18 protein-coding genes are annotated in these 19,467 nt (G+C 37.1%); 15 read left to right on the plus strand and 3 right to left on the minus strand.

Annotation, left to right across the window (positions count from 1 at the left end; genetic code table 11):
• Positions 1-28: 28 nt before the first annotated feature.
• Positions 29-2,896: a pitrilysin family protein gene (locus H4J75_RS10370; RefSeq protein WP_182222083.1), complete on the minus strand. Its 2,868-nt coding sequence runs from the start codon at positions 2,894-2,896 to the stop codon at positions 29-31.
• 170 nt (positions 2,897-3,066) lie between these two features.
• Entirely contained in the window at positions 3,067-3,870 is an 804-nt protein-coding gene (gene suhB / locus H4J75_RS10375) for an inositol-1-monophosphatase (RefSeq protein ID WP_070376083.1), read from the minus strand.
• Between the two features lie 351 nt (positions 3,871-4,221).
• Here suhB and trmJ point away from each other — a divergent pair, with 351 nt between their 5' ends.
• The 13 genes from trmJ to H4J75_RS10440 all read left to right on the plus strand — a co-directional run bounded on the left by trmJ (position 4,222) and on the right by H4J75_RS10440 (position 16,428).
• Positions 4,222-5,028, plus strand: a complete 807-nt coding sequence (gene trmJ / locus H4J75_RS10380) for a tRNA (cytosine(32)/uridine(32)-2'-O)-methyltransferase TrmJ (protein ID WP_182215033.1) — start codon at positions 4,222-4,224, stop codon at positions 5,026-5,028.
• Positions 5,029-5,143: 115 nt separating this feature from the next.
• Positions 5,144-5,950, plus strand: coding sequence for a serine O-acetyltransferase (gene cysE / locus H4J75_RS10385; RefSeq protein WP_182215031.1), 807 nt, complete (start codon positions 5,144-5,146; stop codon positions 5,948-5,950).
• Between the two features lie 172 nt (positions 5,951-6,122).
• A complete protein-coding gene (gene iscR / locus H4J75_RS10390) occupies positions 6,123-6,635 on the plus strand; it encodes a Fe-S cluster assembly transcriptional regulator IscR (protein WP_070376086.1) in 513 nt (170 codons plus the stop codon).
• Between the two features lie 32 nt (positions 6,636-6,667).
• On the plus strand, positions 6,668-7,882 hold the full coding sequence (locus tag H4J75_RS10395; protein WP_070376087.1) for an IscS subfamily cysteine desulfurase: 1,215 nt from the start codon (positions 6,668-6,670) through the stop codon (positions 7,880-7,882).
• Positions 7,883-7,951: 69 nt separating this feature from the next.
• Positions 7,952-8,332: a Fe-S cluster assembly scaffold IscU gene (iscU, locus tag H4J75_RS10400; protein ID WP_070376088.1), complete on the plus strand. Its 381-nt coding sequence runs from the start codon at positions 7,952-7,954 to the stop codon at positions 8,330-8,332.
• Positions 8,333-8,347: 15 nt separating this feature from the next.
• Positions 8,348-8,671 (plus strand): iron-sulfur cluster assembly protein IscA, encoded by a 324-nt coding sequence (iscA, locus tag H4J75_RS10405; protein ID WP_070376089.1) that lies wholly within the window; start codon positions 8,348-8,350, stop codon positions 8,669-8,671.
• Positions 8,672-8,777: 106 nt separating this feature from the next.
• Positions 8,778-9,308: a co-chaperone HscB gene (gene hscB, locus H4J75_RS10410; RefSeq protein ID WP_182215029.1), complete on the plus strand. Its 531-nt coding sequence runs from the start codon at positions 8,778-8,780 to the stop codon at positions 9,306-9,308.
• 115 nt (positions 9,309-9,423) lie between these two features.
• Positions 9,424-11,286, plus strand: a complete 1,863-nt coding sequence (hscA, locus tag H4J75_RS10415; protein ID WP_182222084.1) for a Fe-S protein assembly chaperone HscA — start codon at positions 9,424-9,426, stop codon at positions 11,284-11,286.
• Between the two features lie 21 nt (positions 11,287-11,307).
• Complete coding sequence (fdx, locus tag H4J75_RS10420; RefSeq protein WP_070376092.1) at positions 11,308-11,646, plus strand: ISC system 2Fe-2S type ferredoxin; 339 nt, start codon at positions 11,308-11,310, stop codon at positions 11,644-11,646.
• Between the two features lie 245 nt (positions 11,647-11,891).
• The gene (locus tag H4J75_RS10425; protein ID WP_182222085.1) at positions 11,892-14,285 is read left to right on the plus strand and encodes an EAL domain-containing protein; all 2,394 of its coding nucleotides are present in this window, start codon (positions 11,892-11,894) and stop codon (positions 14,283-14,285) included.
• 169 nt (positions 14,286-14,454) lie between these two features.
• Positions 14,455-15,084 (plus strand): cob(I)yrinic acid a,c-diamide adenosyltransferase, encoded by a 630-nt coding sequence (cobO, locus tag H4J75_RS10430; protein WP_182222086.1) that lies wholly within the window; start codon positions 14,455-14,457, stop codon positions 15,082-15,084.
• 160 nt (positions 15,085-15,244) lie between these two features.
• Positions 15,245-15,808 carry a cytochrome b gene (locus H4J75_RS10435; RefSeq protein WP_182222114.1) on the plus strand — a complete coding sequence of 188 codons (564 nt, stop codon included), beginning with the start codon at positions 15,245-15,247 and terminating at the stop codon, positions 15,806-15,808.
• A 35-nt stretch (positions 15,809-15,843) separates the two neighbouring features.
• Positions 15,844-16,428 carry a YceI family protein gene (locus H4J75_RS10440; RefSeq protein ID WP_182222087.1) on the plus strand — a complete coding sequence of 195 codons (585 nt, stop codon included), beginning with the start codon at positions 15,844-15,846 and terminating at the stop codon, positions 16,426-16,428.
• 210 nt (positions 16,429-16,638) lie between these two features.
• Here H4J75_RS10440 and H4J75_RS10445 read toward each other — a convergent pair whose 3' ends face one another.
• Positions 16,639-17,382, minus strand: coding sequence for an EAL domain-containing protein (locus H4J75_RS10445; protein WP_182222088.1), 744 nt, complete (start codon positions 17,380-17,382; stop codon positions 16,639-16,641).
• A gap of 219 nt (positions 17,383-17,601) precedes the next feature.
• Between H4J75_RS10445 and H4J75_RS10450 the strand changes: the two genes are divergently transcribed.
• Together H4J75_RS10450 and H4J75_RS10455 are read left to right on the plus strand one after the other, a co-directional pair.
• Positions 17,602-17,934 (plus strand): PBPRA1643 family SWIM/SEC-C metal-binding motif protein, encoded by a 333-nt coding sequence (locus tag H4J75_RS10450; RefSeq protein ID WP_182171187.1) that lies wholly within the window; start codon positions 17,602-17,604, stop codon positions 17,932-17,934.
• Positions 17,935-18,066: 132 nt separating this feature from the next.
• Positions 18,067-19,467, plus strand: a complete 1,401-nt coding sequence (locus tag H4J75_RS10455) for a hypothetical protein (RefSeq protein WP_182222089.1) — start codon at positions 18,067-18,069, stop codon at positions 19,465-19,467.

Consider the following 19,467-nt stretch of genomic DNA (forward strand, 5'->3'; position numbering starts at 1 on the left):
ATCACTAGGCTGACATTCATCTTTCTAATTAATTAGCATTTATAAGAATAGGTTCTCCTAAACCTAATGCTTTTAGACGTGGTAGTTGCGATTTTGCATCACCTACCACTAAGTAAATCATTTGTTGATGGTGTAAATGTTGATTGGCTAAAGACTTGACGTTAGCCAAAGTTAAGCTTTCAACTGATTTTGCTCGTGCTAATACATAGTTTATCGGCAAGTTGTACTGGCTAATATTTTCTAACATGGTCAGTTTAGCGTTATATGTTTCGAATTTTCTCGCATTACTCTTTAAATAATAGCTTTGAGTAGTTGCTAAATCTTGGTCAGTAAAATCAGTTTGATAATTTTCTACCAGCGATTTTATTAATGCTGTAGCCTCTAATGTGACATTGGTGCGCACACCACTGCTAATGATAAACTCGCCACTTGATTTACTGCCGCTAAAACTTGAACGCACGCCGTAGGTATAACCTTTTCCTTCACGTAATTCTTGGGTGAGTTTTGAAGCGAAACTACCGCCGCCTAGAATATAATTCATCACTTGAGCACTATAGAAATCTTTATGCATAGCATTTAAGGCTGGGAAGCCAATTCTCAACTGCGATTGCTTAGCATCGGGCACATCATAAAAATATAGGGTTGATGATGTGGGTAGCGCTGCTGGTAACATCTTAGGCAAAACAGCTTTAGTATTAAGCCAATTATTTTCTAATTTTTTAAAAGCCGTTAATACGCTTGTTTCATCGATATCGCCAACAATATGAATATCCGTTAAATTTGGCGACAGTTTTGTTTGATAAAATATTTTTAAATCAGCTAAAGTGATTTCCTCAACAGACAATAATGTCCCTAATAAGTTATTCGATAAAATATGAGTTTTACCATAAAGTAATTTATTCATTTGGTTATTAGCCAATTGGTTGGGGTTGGTTTGCTGTTGTATTATTTGACTAATAATATCTTGCTTGGTGAGAGTAAACTCTTTTTCATCCCAACGAGGTGCTAAGAGCATCTCTGTGATCAAGTCGACAGTTGCTTGATAGTTTCTTGCTAAAGTACTGGCTGATAGCTTTATTGATTCTTGAGTTGCATAAATACTAATGGTAGCGCCAAGTTTATTAATCGCTTCTTCTAGTTGTTGAGGGCTTTTATACTTGGTCCCTTTATTCATCATTTCAGCGACTAAGTTGGCGACACCGACTTTTTGTATATCATCAAATAATAAGCCACCAGCAACCGTTATCTCAAGCTGTACTAAAGGGACTTCGCTATTTTTTATCCCGTAAAAATGTAGCCCATTGCTTAACTGACTTTGCCAAACGGTAGGTACCGATAGCGTTGGGGCTTCACCATATTTAGGTTCACTCGCTCGATCGAAACTTGAAGGCGTATTTACATAACGTGATTGCTGGCCAGCATCAAAACTTTGCTCTGCATTAGCGACAATTTTTTCTTCAATAATTTGTGCTTTTATAGAGTTTTCTAATGCTAAGTCTTTTTGGCCTTTCGGTACAAAACTGGTGGCAACAAAACTTTTGTCTTTAATATATTGATGATAAACACGTAAAACATCTGCTTTGTTGACGGCTAAAATATTTTTAGCTTCTTGGTTAATAAAACCAGGATCCTGAGTGAAAATATTATATTGTGCTAATTTAAAGCCCTTACCTAATACACTTGAAAGCCCACGATAGAAGGCTGTTTCTTGACCTGCCTTAATCGTAGCAAGATCTTCATCACTAAAACCTTTTTTTTCAAACTCGCTAAGTGCTTGACTAATTGCTTGGTCAATCTGGTTTAAGTCAGTGTTCTCAAAGCCTCGTACCTTTACCATTAATTGGCCAGCCAACTCTGATTGGTAGTGATACATGGTTACTCGAGAGGTTAAGGTTAATTCATCAATTAGCTTTTTATTGAGTAAGGCTTTCTTACCATCACTGAGCAATTCAACTAAAACATTTAATGCGTAACTGTCTGAGTGATATTGTGGGACTGTCGGCCAAGTTAGGCTGAGTTCGGGTAACTTAGCAAAATTATCTTCATGATAAATTTTCTTGGTTGTTGTTAGATTTGCAGCTTGCTTGGCGAGGGGCGATATTTCATTACCCGCCTTAATCTCATCAAAATACTTATGTACCCAAGCTTTTGCTTGTGCTTCATCAAAGTCACCGGCAATAACCAAGGTAACATTATTGGGTACATACCAGCTTTTAAAGAAATCTTTAACATCTTGAAGTGTTGAGTTTTGTAAATCAGATAATGAACCAATCACTTGCCAGTTGTAAGGGTGACTCTCTGGATAAAGATTTTTATCAATAACATACTGTGTATGACCATAAGGGCGGTTGTCATAACTTTGTCTTTTTTCATTTTTAACCACTTGTTTTTCTTTAGCGAGTACTTCTTCGGTCACCGTATTGATAAAAAAACCTAGTTTGTCAGCTTCTGCCCAGATCATTTTTTCTAAAGCGTCATTGGGGACAGTTTGATAATAATTTGTTCTATCGCGGCTAGTCGAGCCGTTTGCACCTGAGCCGCCAATACGGGCACTCATTTTGTCTAATCCACCTTTACCCAGGTTTTCAGACTCGAGAAAGAGCAAATGTTCAAATAAATGAGCAAAGCCTGTTCGTCCTTGTGTTTCACGAGCAGATCCAACATGTGCCGTTAATGCAACAGCAACAACTGGGTCTGAACGGTCTATATGAAATACAACTTCTAAACCGTTAGCTAAGACGAACTTGCTATATTCAATATTTATAGCGCTATCAACCACATTCGTCTGATCAGATTGTTGGCTGATTGTTACTGAGTTAATTGATTTTTCTGCTGTATTACAGCCAGTGTTCGCAAGAACGGTTAATAATGAAAAGCTTAGCGCTGCCCACTTCATGAGTGAAACCTTATTTTAATGATTAATAATATTGCTGATATTGTGCCTTTTATTTATCCAAACACCAATAAAAGTAACGATATAAAGTAAATTTAATGTTAATAAATATTACCAAGGTATAAAAAAAGCGCCGTAAGCGCTTCTTTCAAATCTGTTTATGTAAACTGTGACTATTTATTTAACGCTTCACCTAAGTGAGGGCGGATATCTTTTAGAATAGTTTTTAATAAACGAGGACAAGCAGCAACAATATTACCTGAAACAGTATGGTTGTGATCGCCAACGAAATCAGTGACTAAACCACCGGCTTCAATAATTAATAATTCACCAGCAGCAGATTCCCAAGGTTTTAAACCAATTTGGAAATATCCATCAACACGTCCGGCAGCGACATAAGCTAAATCTAAAGCTGGAGAGCCCGAGCTGCGAAGATCTGATGATTTAGTAAATAATGTTTTAAACATTTCTAAGTAAGCGTTGCTGTGTTGCTTGTGCTTAAATGGGAAACCTGTGGCAACAATTGCACCAGAGAGTTCTTTATGTTGTTTTACGCGAATACGAAAGCCATTGAGTTGTGCGCCTTTACCACGACTAGCAGTAAAAAGTTCACCGCGAGAAGGATCAAAGATGATAGCTTGATCTAATTTACCTTTGACTTTCAAAGCAATAGACACTGAAAAATGTGGAATGCCTTTAATAAAGTTCGTTGTACCGTTTATTGGATCAATAACCCACTGGAAGTCGTCATCTTTTCCTTTAATCACACCACATTCTTCACCAATAATTGTATGGTTAGGGTATGATTTTTTTAATGTTTCAATAATGGCTTCTTCAGCGCTTAGGTCAGCACTAGTGACAAAATCATTTGTCCCTTTTGCTTGAACTTCAACTTTATCTAACTGTTCGATGGCACGAACAATAACTTTACCTGCGTTACGCGCAGCGCGAATACCAATATTAAGCATAGGATGCATATAGAGACTACCTTTTACATATTTGTAAATAGAATTAAACAGTATAACAACTTTTATAAAGAACGAGGCTTGCCGCCGAGCGGATTTTCAAGCGCGAAAATTATAGCAAAGTTATCAGTAATTAGCGACATTGTTTTTTATATAAAATATCAAAGAAAAAATTTCATAGATGTTTAATAACTAACACATAATTTTTCGCACTAACCATTTTCAATAAATTTGATGATTTTTTCTCAGCACAAGGTTAATGTTCTATGATAATATTATTGTTAATTTTAGCCATCTAGATAGTTAATACCAGTAGGTATAATTTATTTTATAAATTAACTATAAATTGAGTAATTTAAGATAATGTCAGAGCAATCATCACTTTTAAGTAATGTTCGGATTGTATTAGTTAATACTTCCGATTGTCGTAATATTGGTTCAGCCGCACGCGCTATGAAAACAATGGGGTTAAGTGAACTTATATTAGTTGATCCTATTGAAATGCCAAATGGTCAAGCACAAGCTTTAGCTGCAGGGGCTACTGATGTATTAAAAAATGCCAAGGTAGTTGCTACTTTAGCGGAAGCTATTAGTGATTGTGGTTTAGTTGTTGGCACCAGCGCACGTTCTCGTACTTTACCTTGGCCAATGTTGGAGCCAAGGGGCTGTGGAGAAAAACTTGTCGAAGAAGCCTATAACTTTCCAGTTGCTTTAGTTTTTGGTCGTGAAAGCAGTGGTTTAACTAACGACGAATTACAACTTTGTCATTTTCATGTGCAGATCCCAGCCAATCCTGATTACAGTTCATTGAACTTAGCGATGGCGGTTCAAACCTTAAGTTATGAAGTGCGGACCAGTTTTTTAATTGATCAACAAAAAGCATTTCAAACAAAAGGCGAAAATTTAAGTAAAAATTTACCCAAAAAGACGCTTGATGAAGACGAATATCCGATTATGGACGAAACTGAGCGCTTTTATCAACATTTTGAAGATGCTTTAAAAGAAACTGGCTTTATAACGCCGAGTCATCCAGGCCTAGTGATGACTAAGTTACGACGCTTATTTAATCGTGCCCGTCCCGATGTTAAAGAAGTCAAAATGATGCGTGGAATCTTAGCTTCAGTGCAAAGAGCCGCTAAAGCTAATGATAAAGAAGCAAACAAAGAATAATAAAAGTAAGCAATCGTACCCGTTTCGATGCAAAGTGCCTTCTAAATTCTGCATTTTGACCGATAACGGGTATATATTGGTACTTGCCTTAACCAATATATAGAAGGATAGAAATATGTTCAGCCGTATCAGAGAAGATATTAAAAGTGTCTTTGATAGAGATCCCGCCGCTCGAAATACGCTAGAAGTTCTCACCAATTATCCTGGTATGCATGCCATTTGGATCCATCGCTTGAGCCATAAGTTGTGGAAAAATAACTGGTATTTACTTGCGCGTAGCTTATCAACATTTTCACGTTGGTTAACTGGTGTTGAAATTCATCCAGGAGCAACACTTGGACGTCGCTTTTTTATTGACCATGGCATGGGGATTGTTATTGGTGAAACCGCTGAGATTGGTAACGATGTTACCTTGTATCACGGTGTTACTCTAGGAGGCACAAGCTGGAATGCCGGTAAACGTCATCCAACATTAGAAGACAACGTGGTTATCGGTGCAGGAGCTCAAGTCCTTGGCCCCATTACTATCGGTAAAGGCGGTAAAGTTGGCTCAAACTCTGTGGTGGTGAAAGATGTGCCTGCTAATGCAACAGCTGTTGGTATTCCGGCACGTATTGTTAATGAAAAAAGCCAGTCAGAAAAAGAACAACGTGACCAAGTGGCTAAAAAGTTTGGGTTCGATGCCTATGCGGTATCTGCGGATAATCCTGATCCTGTCGCTAAAGCTATTGGTCGAGTCCTTGATCATATGCACTTAATGGATAAAAAAGTCGCTGACTTATGTAAAGAAGTCAATCATCTTGGTGGTGAAGTGTGTCAAGAGGATCTACCTGAACTTCGAGTTGGCGAATTTATTGACGATGAAATAGCGGCAGCTAAACGTCGAGAAAAACGTGTGGAGTCATTTGATCCCGAAATTTAATAGAAAATAATTGATGAGTTACCCGATGTTTGATCCCTATCAAACTAAGGTATTGGCTATTAATTGCTTATTTTTACAACAGGTGTAGAATACTTGAGTAAAACAGTCGGGTATTTAGTTGACTATTTTATAAGGTTATGTAGAATTGCTAACGATTCGATAGGGGCACACAATGAAACTGACTTCAAAAGGGCGTTACGCCGTAACTGCTATGTTAGATGTAGCAATACATGCAGTAACTGGACCCGTACCTTTAGCCGATATTTCAGAGCGACAGGGGATCTCGTTGTCATATTTAGAACAACTATTCTCTCGGTTAAGAAAATATGGCTTAGTAAATAGTATTAGAGGTCCTGGCGGAGGTTATCGCTTAGGGATGTGTTCTGCAAAAATTTCGATTGCTGATGTTATCAATGCTGTTGATGAATCTATTAAAGCGACGAGATGTGACGGTAAAGGTAATTGCCAAAACGGTGACGAATGCTTAACCCATACATTGTGGGAAGGTTTAAGTGACCGAATCGAAGATTTTTTAAAAAACATAACGTTGGCCGAACTTGTCGAGCAACGCAATGTGAAATTAGTGTCTAGACGACAAGACAAAGCGCATGCGCGAGCAAACAAAGTTATGCCGTCATTAGAAACATTAATTAAAACCAAGAATATTATGCACGACATGCACTAAATGCGTGTTGTCAAACTGGAGAACGTTAGCGAATGAAGCTTCCTATTTATTTTGATTACTCAGCTACAACACCTGTAGATAAACGTGTTGCAGAAAAAATGATGCAGTATATGACTACTGACGGTTTTTACGGTAACCCTGCATCTCGTTCACACAAATTTGGCTGGCAAGCTGAAGAAGCGGTTGATATTGCACGAAATCAAGTCGCAGAGCTTCTTAATGCCGACCCTCGTGAGATTGTTTTTACCTCAGGAGCTACCGAGTCAAATAACTTAGCCATTAAAGGCGCTGCCAACTTTTATCGTAAAAAAGGTAAGCACGTTATCACCTGTAAAACAGAGCATAAGGCTGTTTTAGATACTTGTCGCGAACTAGAGCGCCAAGGCTTTGAGGTGACTTATTTAGATCCTGAGAGCAATGGCTTGATTGACCTTGATAAATTAGCAGCAGCTATGCGTGATGACACTGTATTAGTTAGCATCATGCATGTTAATAACGAAATTGGTGTTATTCAAGATGTTGCAGCAATCGGCGAAATGTGTCGTGCACGTAAAATTGTTTTCCATGTTGATGGCGCACAAAGTGTTGGCAAAATCGAAGTAGACATGGAAAAGTTGAAAATTGATTTAATGTCAATTTCAGCACATAAATTCTATGGTCCAAAAGGTATGGGCGCTATGTATGTGCGTCGTAAGCCTCGTATTCGTCTTGAAGCTCAAATGCATGGCGGCGGACACGAACGCGGTATGCGTAGTGGAACATTACCAACGCATCAAATCGTTGGTTTAGGTGAAGCTTGTCGCATTGCCAAAGAAGAAATTACTCAAGACATCGCTCACGTAACTGAAATGCGCGATCGTTTATGGGCTGGCTTGAACACCATGGAACAAGTTTTTGTTAACGGAGATTTTGATAATCGCTATCCGGGTAACTTAAACGTAAGTTTTAATTTTGTTGAAGGTGAGTCTTTGATTATGGCGCTTAAAGATTTAGCGGTTTCTTCTGGCTCTGCATGTACTTCAGCTAGTTTAGAGCCTTCGTATGTTCTTCGTGCTTTAGGTTTAAATGACGAAATGGCACATAGTTCAATTCGTTTTAGCTTTGGCCGTTTTACCACGACTGAAGAAGTAGACTACGCGATTACACTTATTCAAAAATCAATTGGGCATTTACGTGATATGTCACCACTTTGGGAAATGTTCCAAGACGGTATTGATCTAGACTCAATTGAATGGGCTGCTCACTAAGCATCCCCACTAAAAATTTTACTGATGAGCGGGCATTTTGTTTCGTTCATCGTTATTAGGAGAGAAATCATGGCTTATTCAGAAAAAGTAATTGATCACTATGAAAACCCACGTAATGTTGGCTCAATGGATAAAAATGATCCACAAGTAGCAACAGGAATGGTTGGCGCACCGGCATGTGGTGACGTAATGAAGTTACAACTAAAAATCAACGCTGACGGTATTATTGAAGACGCTAAGTTTAAAACTTATGGTTGTGGTTCTGCGATTGCCTCAAGTTCATTAGTGACTGAATGGGTAAAAGGTAAGTCAATTGACGAAGCAGGGAAAATTAAAAATACTGCTATTGCCGAAGAGCTTGCTTTACCGCCTGTAAAAATTCATTGCTCTATTTTAGCTGAAGATGCTATTAAAGCAGCGATTGAAGATTACCGCAGTAAAACTGCTTAAACATCGGAGTTATTTATGAGTGTTACAATGACGAAAGACGCAGCAGACCGTGTTCAGTCATTTATTACCAATCGAGGCAAAGGTCTCGGTTTACGTCTTGGTATTAAAACAACGGGATGTTCTGGTTTAGCTTATGTGATGGAATTTGTTGATGAGTTAAATGAAGATGATACGTTGTTTTCAATCTCTGATGTGAATATCATTATCGATGGAAAAAGTTTAGTTTACCTTGATGGTATTGAAGTTGATTTTGTTAAGGAAGGTCTAAACGAAGGTTTTAAATTCACAAACCCGAATGCCAAAGGCGAGTGTGGTTGTGGTGAAAGCTTTAACGTTTAATACCAAGTCTCTAAGCCTTTTAAATATTGCTGAGTAGCAAGTAACTTAGTCGCAGTGGTATATATTTTGTGAACGACTTAATGTTAAGTCGTTCGCTGGAGTTTTTGTGAATTATTTTCAGATTTTCGGTTTTACAGAGCAATATGAACTCGATGTTCATAAATTAGCTGATATTTACCAAACACTACAAAAAAAAGTACATCCAGACAAGTTCGCTCATGCTTCTAGTCAAGAGCAATTAGTCGCGGTTAAAAGATCAACCTTAATTAATGATGCCTATCAAACACTAAAACACCCCTTGAAACGTGCACAATATCTATTAACATTACGAGAAAGTGATCAGCCAAATGAACAAGCTTCATTTAGTGATAACAGTTTTTTAATGCGCCAAATGGAATTACATGAAATGCTTGACGATGTTAAGCATGCTGACGACCATGAAGCTGCCATTCTAAATTATGCTGCAGTATTAAATACCGGCTTTGAAGAACTCGCTTTAGAGATGCATACCTTGCTTGATGAAAACTCCATCCAGTCAAACTTATTGGCAGGTGATAAATTACGAAAGTTAAAGTTTTATCAAAAGTTACGCGTCGATCTCGATAAATTAGAAGATCAACTTTTCAATGACGACTGATCGTTAGTTCATATGAATTTTAGTTTAATAAAATAACAGCAAATCGATGTTTTTTTATTTACAATGAAATATCATACCGCCCGTTAATCGTAATCGAATATAAAAGAGTCTAAAAATGGCGTTATTACAAATAGCTGAACCTGGCCAAAGCACGGTTCCTCATGAACATCGCCTCGCCGCAGGTATTGATTTAGGTACAACTAACTCTCTTATCGCCAGCGTTAAAAGTGGTTTATCTGAAACCTTAGTTGATGGCGAAGGTCGAGATATATTACCCTCAGTGGTGAGTTACCAAGCGAATGAAGTATTAGTAGGCCATGCCGCTAAAGCACATTCGGTGAGTGATCCAGAAAATACTATTGTTTCAGCTAAGCGCCTTATTGGTCGTTCATTAGCTGATATCAGTAAAAAATACCCTTCACTGCCATATTCTTTTTCAGGTGATGAAAGTCATCCAAGCATCACTACACGTACTGGTGAAGTAAACCCAGTGCAAGTATCGGCAGAGATATTAAAAAGTTTAAAACAACGTGCAGAACATGCATTAGGTGGTGAGTTGACCGGTGTTGTTATCACCGTGCCTGCTTACTTTGATGATGCCCAGCGCCATAGCACCAAAGATGCGGCAAAACTTGCTGATCTAAAAGTTTTACGTTTACTTAATGAGCCTACAGCCGCTGCGGTCGCTTATGGTTTAGACAGTGGCAAAGAAGGTATTATTGCTGTTTATGATTTAGGTGGGGGTACCTTTGATATTTCAGTATTACGTCTCAATAAAGGTGTCTTTGAAGTATTAGCGACCGGTGGTGATTCAGCGCTAGGTGGTGATGACTTTGACAATCTTCTTGTTGACCACATTATCGAACAGACGGGTTTGCAACGACCATTGTCAGCAACCATAGAGCGTCAATTGTTACAGCAAGCCTGTTACGTGAAAGAACAACTGACAGAAAATGAAGTTATTAGTTTCTCATTAACGCTAGAAAATGGTGATGAAAAACATGGCGAAGTTAATCGTGTGATGTTTGAGTCTTTAATCAATACTCTAGTAACTAAAACATTACGTGCTTGTCGACGCGCATTAAAAGATGCCGATATTAGCGTTGATGAAGTCATTGAAGTGGTGATGGTTGGTGGTTCAACGCGTGTTCCTATGGTTCGCCAACAGGTTGAAAAATATTTTAATCGCTTACCGTTAACGTCTATTGATCCCGATAAAGTGGTTGCCATTGGCGCTGCGATTCAAGCCGATATTTTGGCGGGTAATAAGCCCGACAGCGATATTTTGTTACTTGATGTTATTCCTCTATCACTCGGCCTAGAAACGATGGGCGGATTGGTTGAAAAAGTTATTCCTAGAAATACGACAATTCCCGTTGCTAAAGCACAAGAGTTTACGACCTTTAAAGATGGGCAAACGGCAATGGCTGTTCACGTGTTGCAAGGTGAGCGTGAGCTTGTTGAAGATTGTCGTTCGTTAGCTCGATTTGAATTGCGTGGCATTCCAGCGATGACTGCCGGTGCTGCTCACATTCGTGTTACGTTTAAAGTTGACGCTGACGGTTTATTAGAAGTGTCAGCCATGGAAAAGTCAACAGGTATTGAAACAGGTATCACGGTGAAGCCCTCATTTGGTTTAGAAGAGCAAGAAATTACTCAAATGCTCAGAGATTCAATGAGCAATGCTCAGCAAGATATACAAGCGCGTATGTTGAAAGAACAACAAGTTGAAGCCTCACGAGTTATTGAATCAGTACAATCGGCACTGATTAATGACAGCGCATTACTAAATCATGACGAAATTACCACAATAAATAACGCAATAACCGCTTTAGCGAAGATTGCCCAAAGCACGGTTGCCGATGATATTGAAGCAGCTATTGAAATATTAAATGAAAGTACCGCTATTTTTGCTGAACGTCGTATGGATTCTTCGATAAAAACAGCACTAGCAGGACATTCAGTAGACGAAGTTTAAAAACTTTTAGGAGCTAAGAAAATGGCGAAAATTATATTCCTTCCTAACGAAGACTTATGCCCAGATGGTGCAGTGGTTGAGGCAGAAAAGGGCGAAAGTGTACTTAACGTTGCACTGCGTAATGATATTGGCGTTGAGCATGCTTGTGAAAAAGTATGTGCTTGTACCACTTGTCATATGATCATACGTGAAGGTTTTGATTCAATTGCAGAAAGTGATGAACTTGAAGATGACATGCTAGATAGAGCTTGGGGATTAGAACCTGAATCTCGTTTAGGCTGTCAAGCGCTGGTTGGCGATGAAGACTTAGTTGTTGAAATCCCAAAATATACGGTCAATATGGTTTCAGAAAACCACTAGTCATTTTTTGTCAATTTGATAGATAGGGCAGTAACATGTTAATGTTACTGCCCTTTTTTGTTGTAGCACCGCTAGAACTATTTTTTTAGAGGAGGGCTTTAGTCAACCTTTCCGTACGGCTAAATCAACTGTATTACTTAGATAAATAGACAGGACATTAAAAATTTGCTCTACTCACCATGAATATTTATGTGTTGTAATCGCTTAATAATAGTGAATATATTTTAAAAATAACTTTAGGCATAATGAATTTGTCCGAACTATCTAAATCAGAAACGATAAAAAGCTTAACCATCACTAATCAGTTTGCGACTGATATATTATTATTAAATACCCCAAGTGAAATTTGGCAATATTTAGCTCAAAATATTGTCGAAAAATTAGGTTTTGAAGATGCCGTTATTTACACCTTAGATTCAGGGGGGATGACGCTAAGTCGAATGTCGGGCTTTGACAAAAAAAAATCCTTCGATGATGGTGTAATCACGACTAGTTCCATAAGAGATACTTCGTCTAATTCTATGACCATACCTTTTAATGAAGGCGTTATAGGGAAAGTTGCTGCGACCAAACAACCAATATTGGTAAAAGATACCCGTGAGTTTGAAAGCTATATTGTTGAGGATGAAACGACCTTATCTGAGTTAGCAGTTCCTATTTTATTTAAGCAGCAATTATTAGGTGTTATTGATTCGGAACATGCCAGTGTTAATTTTTACACTGAGTTTCATCTGAAAACACTCACTGCGTTAGCAACAATTACCGCAATGAAAATTTCACAAATTATAAAGGTCGATGGCCTAGAACAGGTAATAGAAAACTTAGAGTATGCTAATAAAATTCAAGATGCACTGTTTGAAATAGCAGAAATTATCTTTAAAACTAAAAATATTGATGAGTTTTATCAATATTTACACCAGTGTATTGGCAGACTGACCTTGGCGAAAAATTTTTTTGTTGCGCTATTAAAAGATGATGGGCAAACAATAGATTTTCCTTATGCTATTGATGAGTTTGATGATAGATCAACGTTTACTAGTATTAACATCGATCCTAATTTTTTAAGTATTACTGGTTATGCGTTAGCTAAAGACCAGCCTTTTTTATTATATGAAGCAGATATTCAAAAGATGCTTGATGAAAAAGCCATTTATATTCGTGGTAACATCCCCAAAGCTTGGTTAGGAGTGCCTTTTGGTAGTGGGATAAATAAAGGCATAGTTGTCGTACAAAGTTATAGTACTGAATTCTTATTTCAAGAAAAAGACAAACAATTGTTAATGTTTGTGGCTAAGCATATCAATAATGCCATCGAAAGAATGGAAGCCAAACAAAAGTTACAATTTTTAGCCTTACATGATCCTTTAACCAATTTACCGAACCGTTCGCTATTCAAAGACAGAACCCAACACGCATTTTTACATTGCCAGAATAATCGCCAAGACAATATAGCGATATTATTTATTGATGTAGACAGGTTTAAGCAAATTAATGATACCTATGGTCATCACGTTGGCGACAAATTACTGATTGGTATAGCGCATGCAATAATGACTAGGTTGAGAAATACGGATACGTTAGCTCGCTTAGGCGGCGATGAATTTGCCATACTACTTGATGGAAAAATTGATTATGAGACTATCTGTCGTATAACTGAAAGTATTCTTGTTGCTACGGCTTCTGCCTTCAATATCGACGGTTTGAATATCTTTAGCAGTGTTAGTATCGGTATAGCGACTTATAACAATTCGAGTGAAAGCGCAGAACAATTATTGATTGATGCCGATCATGCTATGTATCAAGCTAAGTTAAAAGGGCGTAATCAGTATGTTTTCTTCGAAGCGCTCGAAGAACAAAATAAATCAACCAATGTCAAAGTTGAGTATGATTTTGATAATGCGGTAAAAAATTCAGAGTTTATTGGTAATTACCAACCCTTGATTGATTTTGACAGTGGCAAGGTTATTGGTGCTGAAATACTCGTACGTTGGCAGCATCCTAAATTAGGGCTTTTGTATCCCGATTTTTTTATTCCAATTTTAGAAAAATCAGGTCAGATAGTACAGCTTGATCTGTATATGCTCAAGCTTGCGGTCAGTAAATTAAATCTATGGGCTGACTGGTTACCAAAACAATTTAAGTTGAGTGTTAACGTTTCAACATCAGGATTTGCATCTAAAGACTTTATTGGCTATTTACAAGACCAGCACCTAAAATCTGCAGATATTACTGATCGGTTATGTGTAGAAATCACTGAAGAAAGCCTTATCCTAAACGTTGACGCGGTCAAAAACCATTTAGACATTTTGAAAAGTATTAATATCCCAGTCGCCTTAGATGATTTTGGAACCGGCTTTTCATCGCTAAGTTATTTACACCAATTTTCTTTAGACTTTTTAAAAATAGATAAAAGCTTTGTTGACGACTTAAATGCAGTCAATAGTAAGGTCTTGATACTGGAAGCTGTGGTTAATTTAGCTAAATCGTTAAAGATTAAAACTACCGCAGAGGGAATTGAAACTGCGGAACAATATCAGAAGCTTAAAGAAATTGGTTGCGATTTAGGGCAAGGATATCATATTGCTAAGCCATTACTTGAGAGCGACTTTAAACGCTTCTTCTTAAACAGAGTAAGCTAAGGTTTATGTGCTAATCATCATCCACTAGTTAAACGATGTTAAGCCATAAAAGAAAGTTTGTTGTTAAATTAAAATACCCTAATTTTAAACCTCTTTGCAATTATAAATAATTTATAAAAAGATTAAAGCGCCGAGTTCTTTCAATAGATACCGTTAAATAGGAAGTAATATGAGTGATTTACCCTCGGCGGCTGATAAAGCAGCGGCTAAAGAAAAAAAACATATTGAACGCCAAAAGAAAATTAAAGCCAGCGTTGATCAACGAATTGCTCAAGCAACAGAAGAACGCGGTGTTTTTGTAGTAATAACGGGTAATGGCAAAGGTAAAAGTACCTCTGGTTTTGGTACGGTATTGCGTGCTATTGGTCACGGCCAAAAAGCTGGCGTGGTGCAGTTTATTAAAGGCACTCAATGGGAATGTGGCGAGATGAATATTCTCAAGCAATTTGCTGTTAAGCACCATGTTATGGGAACCGGCTTTACCTGGGAAACACAAAGTACCGAAACTGATGTAGCAGCAGCAAAAGTCGCTTGGCAAAAAAGTAAAGAAATGTTGAGTGATGAAACGCTTGATATTGTTTTACTTGATGAAATGACCTACATGGTGACTTATGGCTATATTGAACTAGACGAAGTTATTGAGGCATTGAATAATAGACCTAAAATGCAGCATGTACTTATTACCGGACGTGCTTGCCATCGCCGTTTAATCGAGTTGGCTGATACCGTATCTGAAGTTCAACCAATTAAACACGCTTTTAAAGCTGGCGTTAAAGCACAAAAAGGACTTGACTGGTAAAGTAGGTAATCTACTAAAATCACGGGTTTCGTTATATTATCGACTCAATTAGAAGCTATATGGAAACAATGAATCACGCTTTAGCGACTTAATCTGTTCACGAAACCCCTGTAGTATTATTAACAGTAAACTAAATAGTAATATGCTAATGAACATCGAAATTAACATCAAAAACACCACAAAGCACTATGGCTGGGTCAGTATCTTTTTACACTGGTTCGTAGCGTTAACCGTTATTGGACTCTTTGCTTTAGGCTACTGGATGGTTGATCTCGATTATTACAATCCTTGGAATAAACAAGGGCCTGATCTTCATAAAAGTATTGGTATACTTTTGTTCTTTGTAATGATTTTTCGTTTGATTTGGCGCAGCGCTCAGATAAAACCAAAAGCGCTTAAAACACATAGCGATACAGAAAAAAAACTTGGACATTTTATGCATTTATTTTTGTATACTGCACTGTTTATTTTAATGATCTGTGGTTATTTAATTTCTACGGCTGATGGACGTGCAATCGAAGTTTTTCAGTTGATATCAATAATGAGTTTTGGTGAGCTGTTTACTAATCAAGAAGATCTTGCCGGTGCGGTGCATAAATATCTTGCTTACCTATTGATGTGTTCTGTTGTTTTACATGCATTAGCAGCGCTAAAGCATCATTTTATCGATAAAGATAACACCTTAACAAGAATGCTTGGTTATCAGCGTTTAAACAATAAATAGACTTTATTCATACGATTAAATAAAAAAGGACTCACATGAAAAAATTATTACTTGCCTCAATATTGCCAACGCTACTTATGACATCTGCTTTCACTCCAACAGTTAATGCAGCAGACTACATCGTAGATTACAAAGGCGCGCATGCCTCCGTTAACTTCAAAATTAAGCATTTGGGTTACAGTTGGTTAACGGGACGTTTTGATAAATTTAGTGGCAGTTTTAGTTATGATGCAGCTGATTTATCTACGGCTAAAATTGAAATGTTGGTGGATACCACCAGCTTAAATACTAACCATGGCGAACGTGATAAGCATGTCCGTAGTGATGACTTTCTTGATGTGGATAAGTTTGGTAGTGCAAAATTCGTTAGCACTAGCATTACTGATAATGGTCAAAATAAATTAGCAATTAACGGCACTTTAACCTTACACGGTGTTAGTAAAGCCATTATTATTGACGCGATAAAAATTGGTGAGGGTAAAGATCCTTGGGGTGGTTACCGTGTTGGCTTTAGTGGAACAACAAAAATTGGTTTAGCTGATTTTGGTATTCCAGACACGTTAGGACCTGCTTCATCACATGTTGAATTAGAATTACATATAGAAGGCATCAGAAAATAGTCATTGGTTAAACGTCTTACCGATGTTTTTATTTTTAGACTTTATCAGATAATCATATTAATTTACTTGATAAAAATAAAGCCATCATCAGTGCTGGCTTTATTTTTGTAAAATCACAGCGATTTTATCGGTGATATTTATAAACAGTAATAGTTTTTATTGTGTTTATTTATATTTTTATTGAAAATAATACAAGACGATTCTTATGGATTAACTTACCTTTTTAAATTGTTTTCGGTAAAAGAAGCCTTGAACAAAATCAACATTTAACTGTTTTGCGAAGCATAAATCTTCTGCGGTTTCTACGCCTTCTAAGATAACCTTTTTACCGGTATTTCGCGCATAGTTGATCATCGACTCAACGAGTAACATAAAGTTACGGTTAGACCTATTAGTGACGACATATCTGTCAAGTTTGATATATTCAACAAGCTGAATCACAGCCATCGACACCATAGACTGTGGATTACAGAGATCGTCTATAGCGGTATGAATGTTATTTTTTGATAGGTTATCAATCATCGCTAAGCTCATAATAGCGTCATTTATTTCTGAATTTTCGATGAGCTCAACAATGATTTTAGATTTTTTAAAATCTTTAAAATCTTTAAATAATTTCAAAAATGGATTGTCATCCTTTAAAGTCCCCGTTGAAAAATAAGAGTCTTGGTCTAAATTAACAAAAATGTCTACCTTACTGGGAGCATAGGCGAGTTGTAATTTTTTTTGTTGGTATTCTACTTGAAACAAACTGAGTGGACTGTCATGTAAAGAAGAATAAACAAGATCAGGTCGTATCGCTAAGTTATCTTTAGTAAAAAACCGTGATAAACATTCATAGGCAAATATTTCTTGGCTTTTGATGCAAACAATAGGCTGATATTCAACGCCATAGCGCTGACTTTCCATCAGATCTATCAAAGTGGAGGGTGGAAGATGAGTTTTAGTTTTCATAAATGATCAGGTTGCCATAGGACTAACCTGTCCAACAGCTTAAGTATAGTCGCATTGTAAATGATAATCATTATCATGTGAAGTTGTTGGTTATATTGTTAATAAGATTAGCTCTATAGAAACATATAAATTTAGCTAAAATTACGTTTAGCTGTTAGAATTCGCGCGAATTTTTTAATGGCTGATTATTCGGCACTCACATTCAATTAAGGTGCTTTTATGTCTAAATTTTTTTATCGCGGTACTCCTGATGTTATGGGCACTCACGGCAGTGCAGGTTATAAACCTAATCGCGGCGTTAAGCTCGGTAGTGCAGCAAAACCATTAATGCTCGTTGTTGCATCAAAAGAAAGGCAGCAAGAAGTTATCGCTATTGTTACTGAGCACAATTTTATTGCTAACATTGAAATTAATGCTGATGTAAAAGAAAATATTGTTGAGCTAGAAGCGGCATTAAATGTCCCTAAAACACAGCGTTTTGATAAAACACCGAACAGAAACGATCCTTGTTCTTGTGGAAGTACTAAAAAATATAAAAAATGCTGTGGATAAATGAGTCATAGTTTTAATAAAAAAGGCTGAGAAATTATTTCTCGGCCTTTTTTATTAAAGCAATTATGGTAAAAAGAGTAAAATTGACAGATACTTACCCCTCAGTTGTTGTTAATAGGAGAGGATCATTAAGTGAAAAAAATCAGCTTAACGCAAGATGAAAATTTATCATTTAAAGTTAGCCAGCAATTATCACCACAAGAATCACAACGTTTTGATCTTTATTTTTCTATTCCCGAAGAAATGGGCATTAATGCTATTACCCTCAGTGAAGATAATTACTTTCACAGCAGTATCCGAAGCCATAGTGCTTACTTTTCTCGCCAAGTGCATTTACCTTTAGTTCGCAGCCGATTTATAAGTCAAAAAAAGGGTGATCAGGGCGACTATCGCAGTAACTTAAATTTATTTTCTTATCAATTTAGGGTCGCACTCGAAACAGATATCAAGCAAGCCCTACAAGAAAAAGATATCGAAATTTTTTATCAATATGCACTTGAATTGGTTGATCAAACACAAAGCTTGTTAAAAAAACTGCGCCGCTATACCCCTTTAGATCAAAAACTAAGTTCTTACTTTGAAAATGTAGATAATTACCTAAGCTGGTATACCGAGCAGTCATTTCTTAATTTGCTTGCCAATGGACCAAAAAGCTCGGAACATGCAGAAACCCGAGATGTGTTGTTTGCCTTGTGTCGCCAAGAAAATAATTACCGAACAGAGCGCCAGTATAATTCAAAAATTACGCTAGCAGACCCAAATCGTATCACTAACAAAATGCGCTTGTTGCAGCGATTAAGTGAATTTGGTGTGGTCTTTAAAAGAACCACTCATGACCTAGACAATAATCTAAGACGCTTAGTTCGTGGAAGTATTACCGCTGTCGTTATGGCGTTCGTTATGTCAATTGTGCTCAATGCTCGCTCAGCATTTAACGAAGTAACTTTAGTACTGATCACTTTTTTAGGGGTGATTTATGGTGTCCGTGAAATATTTAAGGATGATCTTACACGCTATCTTTGGCGAAAAATTCAGCGAGGACGACCCAAGTGGCAGCATGTATTTACCGATAGTTTGTCTAAAAATAAAATGTCTATGCAAACCCTATGGCTTGATTATATTAAGAACAAAGACTTACCTGATATTGTTAATAAACATTTTCAACAACGCCGTCAACAAAATAAGCAAGCGGCACAACTCTTACATTTTCGCTGTAATTCAAAAGTTATTGCTAAAGAGTTTATCCCTGGCTTTAAAGAGATTCAGCACCAGATGTTTTTTAATTTAACGCCTTTTGTGCGTTTTTTGAAAAAAGGAGAAGGGCGTTTATATGCTCTTGATGGGAGCAAGATATCTAATCAAGGTGTTGAACGACGTTATCAGATAAATTTAGCGGTTGTGCAAGAGCAAAAAATACCGGGTAATAAAACTAAACAATACATTCAGCGTTTTAAAATAACAATGAATCGTTCGAAAATCATTAATATTGAAGGGATGAAATCAGAACAAAATTTTGAAGGTAACCCACAATAG

The organism is Colwellia sp. BRX10-1, from assembly GCF_014077545.1.
Taxonomy (GTDB): Bacteria; Pseudomonadota; Gammaproteobacteria; order Enterobacterales; family Alteromonadaceae; genus Colwellia_A.